The sequence below is a fragment of the Streptomyces sp. NPDC040589 genome (assembly GCF_055594445.1).
Genome location: NZ_JBVIWP010000004.1, coordinates 950,212 through 964,711 on the forward strand (window position 1 = coordinate 950,212; position 14,500 = coordinate 964,711).

Annotated in this window: 16 protein-coding genes and 1 pseudogene; 7 read left to right on the forward strand and 10 right to left on the reverse strand. The window is 71.2% G+C overall.

Annotated elements, in window-relative coordinates; all coding sequences use genetic code 11:
* Positions 1-82: 82 nt before the first annotated feature.
* The 8 genes from ACZ58V_RS22155 to ACZ58V_RS22190 all read right to left on the reverse strand — a co-directional run bounded on the left by ACZ58V_RS22155 (position 83) and on the right by ACZ58V_RS22190 (position 6,925).
* Complete coding sequence (locus tag ACZ58V_RS22155) at positions 83-382, reverse strand: hypothetical protein (RefSeq protein WP_471291593.1); 300 nt, start codon at positions 380-382, stop codon at positions 83-85.
* Between the two features lie 102 nt (positions 383-484).
* A complete protein-coding gene (locus tag ACZ58V_RS22160) occupies positions 485-1,324 on the reverse strand; it encodes an AMP-binding protein (protein WP_471291595.1) in 840 nt (279 codons plus the stop codon).
* Positions 1,325-1,633: 309 nt separating this feature from the next.
* Positions 1,634-2,662, reverse strand: a complete 1,029-nt coding sequence (locus ACZ58V_RS22165; RefSeq protein WP_471291769.1) for an alcohol dehydrogenase catalytic domain-containing protein — start codon at positions 2,660-2,662, stop codon at positions 1,634-1,636.
* 133 nt (positions 2,663-2,795) lie between these two features.
* Positions 2,796-3,455 (reverse strand): class I SAM-dependent methyltransferase, encoded by a 660-nt coding sequence (locus tag ACZ58V_RS22170; protein WP_471291597.1) that lies wholly within the window; start codon positions 3,453-3,455, stop codon positions 2,796-2,798.
* Positions 3,456-3,621: 166 nt separating this feature from the next.
* A complete protein-coding gene (locus tag ACZ58V_RS22175; RefSeq protein WP_471291599.1) occupies positions 3,622-4,080 on the reverse strand; it encodes a hypothetical protein in 459 nt (152 codons plus the stop codon).
* 102 nt (positions 4,081-4,182) lie between these two features.
* Positions 4,183-4,305: a hypothetical protein gene (locus tag ACZ58V_RS22180; RefSeq protein WP_471291601.1), complete on the reverse strand. Its 123-nt coding sequence runs from the start codon at positions 4,303-4,305 to the stop codon at positions 4,183-4,185.
* A gap of 171 nt (positions 4,306-4,476) precedes the next feature.
* The gene (locus ACZ58V_RS22185) at positions 4,477-5,952 is read right to left on the reverse strand and encodes a bifunctional aminoglycoside phosphotransferase/ATP-binding protein (protein ID WP_471291772.1); all 1,476 of its coding nucleotides are present in this window, start codon (positions 5,950-5,952) and stop codon (positions 4,477-4,479) included.
* A 103-nt stretch (positions 5,953-6,055) separates the two neighbouring features.
* Entirely contained in the window at positions 6,056-6,925 is an 870-nt protein-coding gene (locus ACZ58V_RS22190; protein WP_471291603.1) for a universal stress protein, read from the reverse strand.
* A gap of 196 nt (positions 6,926-7,121) precedes the next feature.
* Between ACZ58V_RS22190 and ACZ58V_RS22195 the strand changes: the two genes are divergently transcribed.
* The 5 genes from ACZ58V_RS22195 (at position 7,122) to ACZ58V_RS22215 (ending at position 10,915) form a co-directional block, all read left to right on the forward strand.
* A complete protein-coding gene (locus tag ACZ58V_RS22195; RefSeq protein WP_471291605.1) occupies positions 7,122-7,943 on the forward strand; it encodes a universal stress protein in 822 nt (273 codons plus the stop codon).
* A 158-nt stretch (positions 7,944-8,101) separates the two neighbouring features.
* Positions 8,102-8,707 carry an Rv1733c family protein gene (locus ACZ58V_RS22200; RefSeq protein ID WP_471291607.1) on the forward strand — a complete coding sequence of 202 codons (606 nt, stop codon included), beginning with the start codon at positions 8,102-8,104 and terminating at the stop codon, positions 8,705-8,707.
* Between the two features lie 39 nt (positions 8,708-8,746).
* Positions 8,747-10,099 (forward strand): nicotinate phosphoribosyltransferase, encoded by a 1,353-nt coding sequence (locus ACZ58V_RS22205; RefSeq protein WP_468199363.1) that lies wholly within the window; start codon positions 8,747-8,749, stop codon positions 10,097-10,099.
* A gap of 35 nt (positions 10,100-10,134) precedes the next feature.
* Positions 10,135-10,422 carry a DUF1876 domain-containing protein gene (locus tag ACZ58V_RS22210; protein WP_468199361.1) on the forward strand — a complete coding sequence of 96 codons (288 nt, stop codon included), beginning with the start codon at positions 10,135-10,137 and terminating at the stop codon, positions 10,420-10,422.
* Positions 10,423-10,456: 34 nt separating this feature from the next.
* The gene (locus ACZ58V_RS22215) at positions 10,457-10,915 is read left to right on the forward strand and encodes an Hsp20/alpha crystallin family protein (RefSeq protein WP_471291609.1); all 459 of its coding nucleotides are present in this window, start codon (positions 10,457-10,459) and stop codon (positions 10,913-10,915) included.
* Positions 10,916-10,939: 24 nt separating this feature from the next.
* Here ACZ58V_RS22215 and ACZ58V_RS22220 read toward each other — a convergent pair whose 3' ends face one another.
* Entirely contained in the window at positions 10,940-11,614 is a 675-nt protein-coding gene (locus ACZ58V_RS22220) for a CBS domain-containing protein (protein ID WP_468199357.1), read from the reverse strand.
* 134 nt (positions 11,615-11,748) lie between these two features.
* Here ACZ58V_RS22220 and ACZ58V_RS22225 point away from each other — a divergent pair, with 134 nt between their 5' ends.
* Complete coding sequence (locus ACZ58V_RS22225; protein WP_471291611.1) at positions 11,749-12,672, forward strand: pyridoxamine 5'-phosphate oxidase family protein; 924 nt, start codon at positions 11,749-11,751, stop codon at positions 12,670-12,672.
* 94 nt (positions 12,673-12,766) lie between these two features.
* On the forward strand, positions 12,767-13,759 hold the full coding sequence (locus tag ACZ58V_RS22230; RefSeq protein WP_468199351.1) for an Acg family FMN-binding oxidoreductase: 993 nt from the start codon (positions 12,767-12,769) through the stop codon (positions 13,757-13,759).
* A gap of 49 nt (positions 13,760-13,808) precedes the next feature.
* On the opposite strand, the pseudogene ACZ58V_RS22235 reads toward ACZ58V_RS22230, so the two are convergent.
* Positions 13,809-14,487, reverse strand: a pseudogene (locus tag ACZ58V_RS22235) (CBS domain-containing protein).
* Between the last annotated feature and the right edge of the window lie 13 nt (positions 14,488-14,500).

Consider the following 14,500-nt stretch of genomic DNA (forward strand, 5'->3'; position numbering starts at 1 on the left):
CTCCAATGGGAGCAAACCAGCTCATTCCAGTCTCGTTGGTGGGGGATGGCATGTCGCGCCGCGCGGGACCCCTGTCCCACAGCTAGAGCCGTCCGGCCCAGAGGCCGCACCTGCGGATCGGTGCGAGACTGACCGCGTTGTGATGCCAAGGAAACCCCCACCAGCCCGAGCCGCTGGACCTCCCCCGTCGTCTGCGTCTGGGTGCCGAGCTGGAGGTGATCGCCGAGCAGCTCAGCACCTGCAGTCCCAGCACGTCCCGACCCCACACGACGGCCTCCGGGTTGAGGGGCTCGCCGACGGAGGCGATGAAGCGCAGGGCCGACAGGTCGTAGGAGCGCGGCAGGCCGTACGGGCCCTGTCGCGGGGTGGCGCGCATGAGCATGCGCAGGGCCGTGGGGGCGGTGTACCCAGACGGTGACCCGCTGTTCGCCGAGGATCCGGTACCACCGCCGGGCGTCGTAGTCGCCCTCGTCGACGACGACCGTCACGCCGTGGACGAGCGGGGCGATGATCCCGTACGACATGCCGTGACCCAGCCGGGGTCGGCGGTACACCAGTACACGTCCTCGGGGTGCAGGTCGAGCGCGTACGCGGCCGTGGCGTGGTGCGCGACGACGGCCTCGTGGACATGGACCGCGCCCTTGGGGGTGCCGGTGGTGCCGCTGGTGAAGTGCAGCAGAGCCATGTCTTCGGGCGCGGTCGGCGGGATGGTGAAGGTGTCCCGGGCGGCGGACATCAGGTCGTCGAAGGAGGCCGTGCCGGGCAGTGCCTCCGCGCCGGGGCCTACGATCAGGACGTGCTTCAGTCCGGGAACCGAAGTCCGGCGCTCGGCGACCTTGCGCCGGTACAGGGCCGCGGTGGTGACCAGAACCTGCGCATCGCCGAGACGCAGCCGCTGCTCCACCGGGTCCGGGCCGAAGGCGGAGAAGAGCGGACAGAGGACGCTGGTGTTCTTCAACGTGCCCAGCACCGAGGTGTACAGCTCGGGACAGCGGCCCAGCAGCGTGAACACCCGGTCCCCGTGGCCGACGCCGAGTGACCGCAGGACGTTCGCGAAGCGGGCCGTACAACGGGCCAGTTCCGCGTACGTGACGGTGGAGACGGAGTCGTCCCGGGCGACGCAGCGGAGCGCGACCTTGTCCCCGTGAGCGGACGCCGCGTGCCGGTCGACCGCCTCGTGGGCCATGTTGAGCCCGCCCCCGGGGAGCCCGGCCAGATCGCTACGCGCCCGCGACCAGCTGAAGACCGAGCTGGCCCGGTCGTAGTCGGTGAGACGGGGCGGGACGACCGGTGGGGCGTCCTTGTGGATGGTTTCCCAGTGCATCGGCGCTCCTCCCGGCACTGCCCCCGATCTCAAGAGTCGCCAAGGCCGGCCCGCGCTGCATTTGGGCCGGAGGACCCTGAGGACCCTGTCCCACGGCACGGGCGCCGACACGGGGCCGACATCGTGAAGCCGGGGGCCGCCCGCTTCTTGCGGGCCCGAATCACACGGTGCGCGGCTCCACTCCGCTTCTCCGTGTCTCCTTGTGGCCCTCGGCTCAATTCCATGACACCACCCATCACCGGCGTGCTGTAGGGCCGGACGGCCCTGACCGATGGACCGGTCGGCCCCGTTCAGACCCCTGCCGGCCTGTCACTCGCGGTGCAGTACGACCTTGAGGGCGCCCGTGGTGGTGCCGCCGGCGAACGCCTCGTATGCGTCCTCCATCCGGTCCAGGGGGAAGGTGTGGGTGATCAGCCCGGAGACGGGCAGGTCTCCGTATCTCAACAGCTCCAGCAGCCACCGTGTGGAGGACGTGTCCACCTGGCCGGTGCTGATGGTCACGTTCTTGTGCCATAGGGACTCGAGGTGCAGCGTGACCGGTTTGCCGTGCACCCCGACGTTGGCGATGTGCCCTCCGATACGGACGGCGCGGGTGCCCAGAACGAAGCCGTCCGGTTCGCCCGATGCCTCGATGACCACGTCGGCACCCGGTCCCTCGGACAGGTCGGCGATCATCTTGCCGGGCAGTTCGGCTGCGTCGGCTCCCACACGGGTGGCGGCTTCGAGCCGTGCGGCCGACAGGTCCGTCACCATGAGCCGGCTGGGCGAGTACAGCCGCGCGATGATCACCGAGGCGAGGCCGACAGGCCCCGCGCCGACCACGACGACGGTGTCTCCCGGGCTCACGTGGCCGTTCCGTACCCCGACCTCGTAGGCCGTGGGGAGGAGCTCCGCGAGCAGGACCGCGTCGTCGAGCGGCACGTTCCACGGCCGCCGGTGGGTGGAGTGGTCGGCGAAGGGCACTCGCACCACTTCGGCCTGGGTCCCGTTGAGCAGATGGCCCAGGACCAGCCCACCGCCCCCGCGGCACTGCCCGAGTGTGGTGTTGCGGCACTCCCGGCAGCGGCCGCAGGCCGAGACGGCGGACACGATCACCTGGTCACCGGGACGCACGTGGTGGACGTCGCGTCCGACCTCCAGGATCTCGCCGACGGCCTCGTGCCCGAGGACCGTCCCCGGCTTCACCTCCGGGAGGTCGCCTCGCAGGATGCGCAGGTCACTGCCGCAGACGGTGGTGGCGTCGACGCGTACGACCGCGTCGGTCGCCTCCTCGATCGCGGGGTCCGGGACGGTGTCCCAGGAACTCCGCCCCGGGCCGTGGTAGACGAGCGCTCGCACGATACTCACTTCCTTGCTCCCCCACTCCACGGTCACTCCCGCGGGGCTCCCGGGCAACCGGGGCTCTGAGCCTGGGTCGTGGTGGACCTGGAATGGGCGCCGGACGCGACAGCTGCAAGTCTTCCGGCTGTCCTCACCGGGGGACGGTCTGCGTGACGCGCCACAGGCGCCGCGGGAGGTCACCTTCCTCGAACGCGTGGATCTCCTCCAGAGTCCACCCCTCGGCGAGCGCGTCGACCAGGCCGCGGGGGAAGAAGTGGACGGCGAAGCCGCCCTGCTCCCAGATGTCGTCTCCATGCCCGGTACCGGCCTGGTAGTGGGCGTCCCCGGTGTGGCGGACGGTGTAGACGAAGGAGCCGCCCGGCCGCAGTACCCGTCCTACATCGGCGACCAGGGCGTGGATCTCCTCGGTGGACAGCGCCATGCAGAGCAGCATGTGTGCGAACACGGCGTCCACCGAGGCGTCCGCAAGCGGCAGCGGCTCGCGGACGTCGTGGACCATCGTGGTGACCCGTCCGGCCACGTCTGGAGTTCCAGCCGCGTCACGCAGCTGTTCCAGACCCACCGGGCTGAAGTCGGTGGCTCGCACGGCGTAGCCCTCGCGGGCGAAGTAGAGCGCATCACGGCCATGTCCGGCGCCCAGCTCGAGCACGTCGCGGGCACCGGCGGTCCGGAAGAGTGCAGCGGCATGGACCGCCGGCGCGGACGGCTTCTCGCCGTACATGCGGGGATGCTCGCCGTAGGTCTGTTGCCAGTGCGCACGCTGGACCTTGGCCAGCTCGGACTCCGACACGCTCACACCCTCTCACCAGGTCGGCTCGAACGACCGGCCCCCGTGAGGCCACCCTAGACGGACAGCATGCCCCCACTGCGACCTCCTGCCGTGCCGCTCGCCTGCGCAGGCCGGTGTGTGCCCTCTCTGCGGCCAGGCCGACGGGATCCGCCGTCCTGGCCGGTGTTCAGGACCGCATGGACGGGGCTGCCGCCGCGCCGATCAGTGAGAGCCAGCCCGTCAGTCCGGCGGGGTCGACGGTCCCGCTCCGGAAGCCGACCTGCCCGTCCGGGCGGACGGCCGGCAAACCGCGGCCGGGGCTGTTCGGCAGCCGGAGGGCGGTGACCTGGGGGCCGGGCACCGCGTCCGGCAGCGGGTCGGCGTCGTGCTGCAGCAACAGGTGCACGCCGGGACGGGCCAGCGGCGAGTGCAGCCGTTGGGGAGACCCCGCGACGCTGACGGTGGCGTCCGGCAGGCGGTCCCCGGGCGGGGAGCCCCCCCCCCGCATGCGCGGTGTTCCCTCCACCGACAGGGGGCTGCGCCGGTAGTTCACCCGCGGTTGGGAGACGACACGGATGACCTCGGCGACCAGCCGTCGCCGGTCCAGGAGGGCGGGTACGGCCGGGGCGGCGCGTGGAGCGGCCATCGCACGCAGCCATGAAGGGATCCGACCGGTCGATGCCTCCGCCCAGAACGCCGTGTGTGTGAGGACCATCCGTCGGTGGGCAGCCGGTCTGCGCTCGTCGTCCTACGAGTCGAGCAGCACCTCGGCACCGAGCCTGTGCGAGTGCTCTGCCCTGGCGCGGCTCGCCGTGCATGCGGTCACCGCCCGCCATGCCTCGCCAGGGGCGAGCGGCCTCTGTTCACCCATGGTGGCCTCCTTCTGCCGAAGAGCCGTGACGGGCGTGCGCTGCCCGGCTCTGCCTCGCCTGCCGGACGTCCCCCTGCCACCCACCCTGAGGGAAGGCGCGACATCCCGCGAAACCTGGTGGCGCGGTCCGGCGACCAGCGGCGGTCCCGGATGTGCGCGCCACACCTTGATTCAGTCCGGCTCCATGTAGGGGCGGCGGAAGACCGGCGCCTGGCCGGAACCCCAGGGGCGTACGGCTGCCAGCGCCCGGGCGACCGAGGACTCCAGCACGCCGCTGGTGTCGACCGCAACCGCCTCGGGCCACGGCGGTTCGTCGGCGGCCATCGCGACGGCGATGTCGAGGCCGGCGTCGGAGATTCCGGAGGCCCGCGCGGTCAGGCGGGCCGCCGACACATCGCCCGGCACGTGGCAGTGCAGGGCCACCAGGTCGGCGCTGGTGCGTTCGGCCAGCTGCAGTGCCGATTCGCGCTGTTCCTCGTGGGACCAGGTGGCGTCCAGCACGACGGACTCGCCGCAGGACAGCAGAGCGGATGCGCGGTCGAGCAGGGTGGCGTAGGTCCTGGCCGTCCACTCGGGGGTGTACAGGCTCTCGCCGTAGTCGGCCGCCGCGGGCTGCTCGGCGGGGATGCCCGCCAGCTCCTTGCGGAGGCGGTCGCTACTGAGCAGCGTGACCCCCAGCCGGTCGGCCAGAGCTCCGGCGAGGGTGGACTTCCCGCTGCCCGGCAGCCCGCCGACCAGCGTCAGACCCACGGCGGAGGTGCGCAGATGGCGCAGCGTCGTCGAGACCAGCCGTCGTGACGCCGACTCCGCGTCCGGCGTCCCCTGGCGTGCCTGGATCAGGGAGACCTTGGCGCGGACGAACGCGCGGTAGGCCACGTAGTGGTGCCACAGGGAAGGGGGCGCGGGGTCGCCGGAGTACTCGCTGTACTGGGCGAGGAAGTACGCGGCGGCCTCCGGGGCGCCGAGCTGTTCGAGGTCCATGGCGAGGAAGGCGGCGTCGTCGAGGCCGTCGACGTAGCGCAGGTGGTCGTCGAACTCCAGGCAGTCCAGGACGCGAGGACCGTCGTCGAGGCTGAAGACGTCCTCGGCGAGCAGGTCGCCGTGACCGTCGACGACCCGCCCCTGCGCGATACGCGAGTCGAACAAGCGCTCGCGGCCGGCGAGATAGCGGCGCACCAGCCGTTCCACCTCCGGTACCCCGTCGGGCACGAAGCTGTCCGCGGCCAGCGCGCGGACCTGCCTGAAACTGGCCTCCCAGCGTGACGACAGCGCGTCCCGCGTGCCCTGCTCGTCCACGTCCCGGCCGCGGGGCGCCTCCGCGTGCCACACGGCGACCTGCCGGGCGAGGGCGCGCAGGACGTCGTCGACGGCGGCCCCTTGCCGCACCAGCCGGGAGAGACGGCGATCCGCGGGCATGCGGCGCATCACCACGAGAGGTTCTGACGCTTCCGCGCCGGGGCTGCGGATCTCGCCCAGACCCAGGTAGACGTCGGGGGCGAAGCGGCGATTGAGAGCGACCTCGCGCTCGCACGCGATCCGGCGAGCCGCCAACGTGGTGTAGTCCAGAAATCCCAGATCCACCGGCTTCTTCAGCTTGTAGGCACGGTCGCCGGCGAAGAACACGACCGAGGTGTGCGTCTCGCACACCTCCGCGCGCGGCAGCGGCTCGCCCTCGTGCCGGGCATCGGACCGAGGCACGGACGCGCAGTCCCACGGCACCGACCGCACCGACGTCCCGCTGAGGCCGGGCTCAGTCATGAGGGACGACGGCGACGGGGCAGCGCCCGTGGTGGATGGCGGCCTGGGCGACGGGACCCAGGTGGGGCCTCACGCCGGGGCGGTGTTCTCGTCGGCCCACGACCAGCAGCGCAGCACCCTCGGCGGCCTGTACGACGGCCTTGGCGGGGCTTGCGAGACGGATGCTGTCGGCCACCTCCACCTGCGGGTACTTCTCACGCCAGGGGCGCAGCGCGTTGCTCAGCTGCTTCTGCGCCTCCCGCCTCATCTCTTCGGTGACGTCGTGGTCCACGCCCCAGGGCAAGCGGGCGTGGAATGGCACGCTGCGGCCGTGGACGGCCAGGACGGGGACATCCCTGGCCGCGGCCGTGTGAAAGGCGAAGTCGAGCAGGCTCTCGGAGGAATCGCGCAGTTTCAGTGCCACGACCACGCGGCTCGCGGGTGACGGGACCGGCGCCTCCTTCCCTGTTTCGGCGCGGACCAGCACCACCGGCCGATCGGCCCGTGCCACGACCGGCATGCTGACGTCGCCCAGGAAGTAGCTCTCGACGGGCTCCAGCCCTCGTGAACCGAGCACGAGCACCTCGGACTCCGAGGCCGCTTGGAGCAGGGCGTTCTGGGCGTCTTCGGCGACCAGGCTCCCGATGACGGACAGACCCGGGTGGCGTGCCTGCAGCTCCGTCTGAGCGGTGTGGACGAGACGCTTCGCCCAGTAGTTCTGATCGACTTCGGAGGGGACGCGCGCCGGTTCGGGCGCCAGCATCGGCCACGCGTGCAGCAGGCGCAGGGTGAGCCTGCGCTTTTCGGCCTCCTCGGCCGCCCAGCGGGCGGCGGCAAGGCTTTCTGGTGAGCCGTCGAGGCCCACGGTGACTACTGGTTGCATGGCGGCGGCCTCCATCTCAGAGGAAGCTGGGAATGACGGCTGATGAGTCTGATTGCCGGACTGTTCGGATGTTGCCGACATGCCGAGCCTGGCGCGTTCCCACATTCGAGGAGTACCCCAATACCCTCCGCGGCGCATGTCCACCGTGAGGGAGGATGCCGGAGGCGTGGGTCCGGCAGGATGGGAGACAGGGGCGATGACGATTCCCCTGGTGGTCGGCGTCGACGGGTCCGTGGCGAGCCTGGAGGCGGTGGACTGGGCCGCCGGCGAGGCCCTCCGGCACGGGGTGCCACTCCACCTTCTGCACGCGGCGCCGCGGGACCATGAGGGGTCCGACGTGATCGGCCACGCCTCGGAACGTGCCGTCAAGGGGGCGCCCACGGTGCGGCTGTCGAGCGAGGTGTTGCGCGACGACGCGGCCTCCGCCCTGCTCGACAAGGGACGTAACGCCTTCGCGCTGGTGCTCGGCTCCAGGGGGCTCGGAGACCTCGCCGGGATGCTCCTGGGGTCGGTCAGCCTCGCCGTGGCGGCACGCGCGGACTGTCCGGTCGTCGTGGTCCGCGGCGCGGCGGAGCACCGGGAAGCCCGGTTCGGAAACGTGGTCGTCGGTGTCGAGGAGGGCGAGGGCAGCGGCACGGCCGTGCCGTTTGCCTTCCGCGAGGCTCAGGTGCGGGGCTGCCGACTGGTCGCGATACATGCCTGGAGCGCACAGTTCGGCGCCCTCACCACACCTCAGTCCCCCTCATGGTACGCCCTGGAGGCCCACCGCCGCTCGCCGGCGCAGGTGCTCGACGACGCTCTGCGCGCCCCGGCGGAGCCGTACCCCGACGCCCAGGTGAGCCGACGGGTGATCGAGGGACCGGCACGCCAGGCCCTGTTGGAAGCCGCCTCGGAGGCGGACCTGCTGGTGGTCGGCGCCCGTAGACGACAGGGGCACCTGGGCCTGCAACTGGGCCTGATCAATCACGCGGTGCTGCATCACGCGCCGTGTCCGGTCGCGGTCGTTCCCCGGATATGACCACGGCCGGGACGGACACGTCGGCGGGTTGGCCCCAACGGGGCCGGAAGTCGGCCCGGCAGGGACTTTCGGCCCTGTGACCGAAGTCCTCCGTTGCTGTCCGATGGTGGGACCAAGCGGTGGGGGGAACGGACCAGCGACTGGCTGGAGGCCGACTCATGAGTGCACAAGGTTCGCCTTACGCGTCCGGTCCGCCCCCCTCGCGCAGGGAGCCCTCGCCCAAGGGGACGAACCCCCTGATCCGGCCGTCCGACAGGTTCGAGACCTGGATTCGCCGCTTCCTGATGCTCGTCCTGGTTCTCGGACTGCCGGTGGCCGCGCTCAGCGCGGGGCTGACGGCGTACGACTCGTCGATGCGCACCGTGCAAACCCAGTCGGCGGAACGGCAGGAGGTCAGCGCCCGGTTGGTGTCGAACGCCAAGGGCGTCACCGCGGACGGGAAGCAACGCGCGCAGGTCCGCTGGACCGACGACAACGGCACGGTGCGGACGGCGACGACTCTGAGGACGGCGGGAACGCCCGAGGGAGCCACTGTGCGCGTGTGGGTGGACCGGGACGGAACCATCACCGGCCCGCCGATGAACACGCTCACCGCGAGGACCAACGGCTGGTTCGTAGGCGGCATGGCGACGATAGGCGTGACCTGCGGGTTCTTCGCGGCACGGGCAGGCATGCGCCGGGTGCTTGACCGGAGAAGGTACGCGCAGTGGGCCGCCGAGTGGGACCTGGTGGAGCCCCTGTGGTCCACACGCTTCCGCCCCTGAAGGGCAGGAGGCCGGACGTGCTCCGAGGAGGCGACACCGATGTCCGATGCGACGACCACCGATCTGTACGAAGTGACGATGGCCATGTCCTACCTGCGGGAGGGGATGACCGGACCGGCTACGTTCAGCCTCTTTGTCCGATACCTGCCTCCTGAGCGGGGCTTCCTCGTCGCCGCGGGGTCGGAGTCGGCCCTGGACTACCTGTCCGGCTTCCGAGTCGGCCGCGAGGATGTCGAGGCCTTCGCCTCCGCGCTGAACCGGCCCGCACGGGATCTTCAGCCCCTGCTCGGCCTGGAGTTCACGGGGGACGTGCGGGCCGTGCCGGAGGGCCGGATCGTGCTCGCGGGGGAGCCGTTGCTGGAGGTGACCGCGCCTCTCCCACAGGCACAGTTGGCCGAGACGTACGTGCTCAACCAGCTCAGCCACCAGACGGCGATCGCCTCGAAGGCCGCGCGTTGTGTGCTCGCGGCGGCCGGGCATCCGGTCGTGGACTTCTCCCTGCGGCGCACCCACGGCCCGCAGGCCGGGTTCCAGGCCGCCCGTCTCGGTGCGATGGTCGGCTTCGCCGGCACCAGCAACGTGGCCGCTGCCACGGCTCTCGGTATCCCCGCCGTCGGCACGATGGCCCATTCCTACGTGGAGGCCTTCACCACGGAGGAAGAAGCGTTCCGCGCGTTCGCACACTGCCACCCCGGCCCCGTGACGTTGCTGGTAGACACCTACGACACCGAGGAGGGCGTCCGCGTCGCGGCGCGCGTCCTGCGGGATCTGGACCGCGGCCCCGGCTCGGCCGTGCGGCTGGACAGCGGCGACCTCGGCGCCCTGGCGGCCCGGGCACGCTCCATCCTCGACACCGTCGGCCTGCCCGACGTACGGATCATCGCCAGCGGCGGTCTCGACGAGTACGCCGTGGACGACCTGGTCCGCTCCGGAGCGCCGATCGACACCTACGCCATCGGTACCCGCGTCGGGGTCTCGGCCGACGCCCCGTACCTGGACTCCGCGTACAAGATGGTGGAGTACGACGGGCGGCCGGTGATGAAGCTGTCGTCGGCGAAAGTGACGGCGCCCGGCCCCAAGCAGGTGTTCCGCCGCATGGCATACGCCGACGTGATCCGTCTCGCCGACGAGCAGCCGCACGGCGACGGCAGGCCACTGCTGGAGACGGTGATGCGCGACGGGCGGCGCACCGGCGGCAGGCCCACGCTCGACGCGTGCCGGGAGAGATTCGCCGCGGACCTGGCCGGCCTGCCACCGGCCGCCCGCCGGATACGGGACCCGGTCGCGCCCCGCGCGACGGCCTCCGAGCACCTGAGCGCACTCGCCCGCCGCGTCCGGGGCCGCATCGACGAGCAGACGTCGGCTCCCTACGCACGGCCCGCGAGGCCATGACGGGCCGCATCCGGATCGCAGTGAGGAGGAAAGTGATGCCGCATACGGTGGAATGGAAGGTACGTCTCCACCTCTTCGAGGACGACGAGGGAGCGACGAAGGCACACGTGGTGCTGGACACCGGCACCACGGCGCTCACCGGCCGCGGAACCGCGCACTGCCATCCGGCGGACAGGAACGTGCCGGAGATCGGCGACGAACTGGCGGCGGGCCGAGCCCTGCAAGAACTCGCCCAGCAACTGCTGAACACCGCCGAGCGCGACATCGAGGGCGTGGGGGCGTCCCGGCCGAGCACCCGTCAGGCCGCCGGCTGGCCCGTGTGACCGACGGAGGCACGGCAAGTCAAGGGGATCACTCATGACACACCCCGCACGACACGGCAGGGGTGGGCTTCCGGCAGCCTTGCGCGAGCTGGAGGACCTCCGTACCCGCGTCGATCAGCTCATGCACGCCGCCTTTCCTGGTGGCGGCACCTCCGAGTTCGGCGCGGCCGAGCCCTGGGCGCCGCTGGCCGACATCGAGGACACCGAGGACGCCTACCTGGTGGAACTGGAGCTCCCCGGAGTGGAGAAGGAGCAGATCACAGTGGAGGTCGACGAGGGCGAACTCGACATCCACGGGGATATCAAGGAGAAGGAACACACCGGGGTGGTCCGCCGGCACACCCGCCGCATCGGGCAGTTCGACTACCGTACGACGCTGCCGCCGAACTCCGACACCGAGCACATCAGCGCGGATCTGACCAACGGGATCCTCACGGTACGGGTCCCGAAGACCGGGCAGGGAAAAGCGCGTCGCGTCGAGATCACCGGCTGAGCCGGAGGCAACGGTCCCGCGGGTTCAGTCATCGGTGGGGGAGCGTGGGACGTCGTCGGTCCGGTAGGCGATGTGCCCGGCGACCGAGACCACGCCGTCGACGCTCCGGCACAGCCGCTCCACGACCGGGATCAGACTCCTGAACTCGACGGAGCCACCGAGGTCGACCCGCCCTTCGCGCACCTCTACCGTCACCTCAGCGGGAGCGAGCCCCATCGTGCGCCACAGCACGTCATCGGTGATCTCGTCGCGGATGGCGTCGTCCCGGCGCAGGAAGATCCGCAGCAGGTCGCCACGGCTGACGATGCCCAGGAGGCGGTCCGTCTCGTCCACCACCGGCAGCCGCTTGACGTGCTGGGCCTCCATCAGGCGGGCCGCCTCGACCACGCTCCACTCCGGGCGTGCGCACACCGCGGGAGCCGACATCAGGTCCTCGGCGCGGGACCCTTCGACCTTGGCCCGCTCCCATGCCTCCAGGTGCGGAACCGGGGCTCGACCGGACGGGTCGGCCTGGTCGGCGCTCTTGCGCAGCAGATCGGCTTCCGACACCACACCCGCGGGGCGGTCCATCTCGTCCACGACGGGTACGGCGGTGACGTCGTTCTCCGCCAGCAGCCTGGCGATCTCCTTGAACGGCGTGTCACGCCGCGCCCGGACGACGTCTCGGGTCATGAGCTCCGCGACCGTTCGATGGCGCATGTCGGCTCCCATCCGGTACGTGACAGTCGGTCGTCTTCGGCCCACCCCGCGGATATGGGCCCGTTGGCCCATGCGGTGGCCTGTCGCGCGTGGCACGTTGGTTACAGCACCATTCTGCGGAGAGGGCGGCGATCATGCGAGCTCACCTCGGCGACCAACTCGTCATCGAAAGCCGGGCGACCGGCGCCACCAGGCGCGACGGGGAGATCGTCGGACTCCATCACGATGACGGAACACCTCCCTACGACGTGCGCTGGTCGGACACGGACGAGGTGACGCTCGTGTTCCCCGGGCCCGACGCACACCTCCATCACATCGAGCACGGACAACCCGGGACCACTCCCGGATCCGCCCGGCCGGACACAGGAGATACTGGGGCGGTACCGGCGGCAGCCCCTCCGAAGGGGTCCCCCAACCCTGGAGACATCGGCCGACGCGTGGCCGCCGAACGCGACAGACGCAGGCTCAGCCGCGAGGAAACAGCCCGCCGCGCCAGCATGTCGCCCGAGTACCTGGCGTACCTGGAAGACCGGCCGGCCGATCCGACCACGGCGACCCTCATCAGGCTGGCCGACGCCCTGGGCACCACTGTCGCGGCTCTGCGCGGGGGCGGCATCGATCTGCCTCCCGGCCAGGGCCACGCGCTGCTGCACCCTCGACTGCGGCATCTCAGCCCGAGGGAGTGCCGCACCCTGCTCTCCACGCACGGCGTGGGACGCATCGCGGTGTCGGGGCCCGACGGTCGCCCGGCTGTCGTCCCGGTCAACTACGAGGTCGTCGATGACGCGATCGTCTTCCGGACCGCACCGGGCTCGGCGCCCGCGTCGGCCGTGGGGAACGAGGTCGCCTTCGAGGTGGATCACATGGACGAGGCCCTGAGTCAGGGCTGGAGCGTGCTGGCGGTCGGCCCGGCGCGCGTCGTCACGGAGCACGACGCCGTACGCGGGCTCACCCGACGTGCCCACACCGAGCCCTGGGCGGGCGGTGCACGCGAGATGTGGGTCTCGATCCGGCCCGCGAGCATCACGGGCCGGCGCATCACTCCCGCCGATCAGTGAAGGGCGACGGGACCCGCCCCCCTGCGCGGGTCTCGTCGCCGACCGAGGAGTGGTCCCGCGCCGGCGCACCGCCGGCTCGCGAGAGGAGGCTCCGGTGAGCCGACAAGCACCGTCCGACGAGTGCGTGAGGGACCTGGTCCACGACGCTGCCGCCGCCCCGTCGATGCACAACGCGCAGCCCTGGCGCTTCCGCTACGTCCGGCGCAGCCGCACGTTCGAGATGCGCGCCGACTTCGAGCGCGCCATGCCGCGCTCCGACCCCCGAACCCGCGGCCTTCACATCGGCTGCGGCGCCGCACTGCTGAACCTCAGGGTCGCCGTGGCCCACGAGGGCTGGCGTCCGGAGACCCGGCTGCTGCACGACCCGGCCGACCCGGCGCTTCTCGCGAGCCTGCGGCTGACCGCACCCGGAAGCGGGGACAGTGACCTCGACGCACTGTATCCCGCGGTCCAGGAGCGGCACAGCAGCCGCTTCCCGTTCGAGGAGACGGAGATCCCCGATGCCGTGCGGAGGGTGCTCGCCGAGGCTGCGAGCCTTGAGGGGGCAGCGCTGACGTTTCCCACCCCGTGGCATCTGCAGGAGGTGCTGGAGGCCGTGCAGGAAGCCGAGGCACGCAACCTCACCGACCGCGGCAGCGACCAGGACCTGGCCGACTGGACCCGTATCGACGCTCCGTCGGTGAACATGGCCGACGACGGAGTCCCGGACTACGCCTTCGGGCCGCGCAAGCACGGTGGCAAGGCCCCCATGCGCGACTTCGCCGGGCCGCGGCAGGTGGCGGGACGGGACGCCGCGAACTTCGAACGGACCCCTCAGTTGGCCCTCGTCAGCACGATCCACGACCGCCCGGAGGACTGGCTGCGCGCCGGGCAGGCCACGGAAAGAGTTCTGCTGCTGGCCACCATCGAGGGACTGTCCAGCTCCTTCGCCACCCAGCCTCTCGAATGGACCGACCTGCGCTGGCCGCTGCGCGACCCGGTGACCGGGGCGGGGTACACGCAGATGTTGCTGCGCTTGGGCTACGGCCCCAAAGGCCCCCGCACACCGCGCCGCCCTGTGCCGGAGGTACTCGACATCCAGCCCTGACCTGCGGGAGGGACCCCGGACCGTCGGCATCGCGCGGCTGGCACCCGGGTCACCCACTGTCCTCGGACCGGTCCGGACCGTCTGACTGGCCGGTGAGGAGGGGCTCTACGTCCACGACGCCTTCCACGGCGCGCACGAGACGCACCGCGACCGAGATGAGCGAGGTGTCGCGGATGTGTCCGCGGAGGGTGACGACTCCCTCCCGCACGTTCACGTGGATGGCGTGGCTGAAGGCCGGAAAGAGGTAGGACACCACGGTGCGGCGGACCTCCTCCTCGATGTCCTCGTCCGACCGCAGGAAGACCTTCAGCAGATCGGCACGGCTGACGATGCCCTGGAGCATGCCGATGTCGTCGACCACGGGCAGACGCTTGACATGCCGGACGGCCATGATCCTGGCCGCCTGGGCCAAGGTGGCGTCGGGGTGGACCGTGACGGCGGGGGTGCTCATGAGTTCCTCCGCTGTCGCTGCCCCGGCCTTGGCGAGGTCGGACAGGCGCCGGCGCGGCTCGAAGAGATTCGGGTCGCTGTCGCGGAACTCCTCCTTGGGCAGCAGGTCGGCCTCGGAGACGACGCCGATAACGCGACCTTCACCCTCCAGGACCGGCATGGCACTGACCTTCCACTGCTCCATGGTCCGGACGATCTGCTTGAAGAGCGCGTCCGCGTCCCACGGCCACGACTGTCTGGGTCATCACATCGCTCACGATGTGCGGGGTCTCGGACACCGCGAACCTCCTC

Coding starts and splice junctions, on each gene's coding strand:
- ACZ58V_RS22155 (WP_471291593.1), bottom strand. CDS start 382: ATGCTCATGCGCGCCACCCCGCGACAGGGCCCGTACGGCCTGCCGCGC.
- ACZ58V_RS22160 (WP_471291595.1), bottom strand. CDS start 1,324: ATGCACTGGGAAACCATCCACAAGGACGCCCCACCGGTCGTCCCGCCC.
- ACZ58V_RS22175 (WP_471291599.1), bottom strand. CDS start 4,080: ATGGCCGCTCCACGCGCCGCCCCGGCCGTACCCGCCCTCCTGGACCGG.
- ACZ58V_RS22180 (WP_471291601.1), bottom strand. CDS start 4,305: ATGGGTGAACAGAGGCCGCTCGCCCCTGGCGAGGCATGGCGGGCGGTG.
- ACZ58V_RS22190 (WP_471291603.1), bottom strand. CDS start 6,925: ATGCAACCAGTAGTCACCGTGGGCCTCGACGGCTCACCAGAAAGCCTT.
- ACZ58V_RS22195 (WP_471291605.1), top strand. CDS start 7,122: ATGACGATTCCCCTGGTGGTCGGCGTCGACGGGTCCGTGGCGAGCCTG.
- ACZ58V_RS22200 (WP_471291607.1), top strand. CDS start 8,102: ATGAGTGCACAAGGTTCGCCTTACGCGTCCGGTCCGCCCCCCTCGCGC.
- ACZ58V_RS22205 (WP_468199363.1), top strand. CDS start 8,747: ATGTCCGATGCGACGACCACCGATCTGTACGAAGTGACGATGGCCATG.
- ACZ58V_RS22210 (WP_468199361.1), top strand. CDS start 10,135: ATGCCGCATACGGTGGAATGGAAGGTACGTCTCCACCTCTTCGAGGAC.
- ACZ58V_RS22215 (WP_471291609.1), top strand. CDS start 10,457: ATGACACACCCCGCACGACACGGCAGGGGTGGGCTTCCGGCAGCCTTG.
- ACZ58V_RS22220 (WP_468199357.1), bottom strand. CDS start 11,614: ATGCGCCATCGAACGGTCGCGGAGCTCATGACCCGAGACGTCGTCCGG.
- ACZ58V_RS22225 (WP_471291611.1), top strand. CDS start 11,749: ATGCGAGCTCACCTCGGCGACCAACTCGTCATCGAAAGCCGGGCGACC.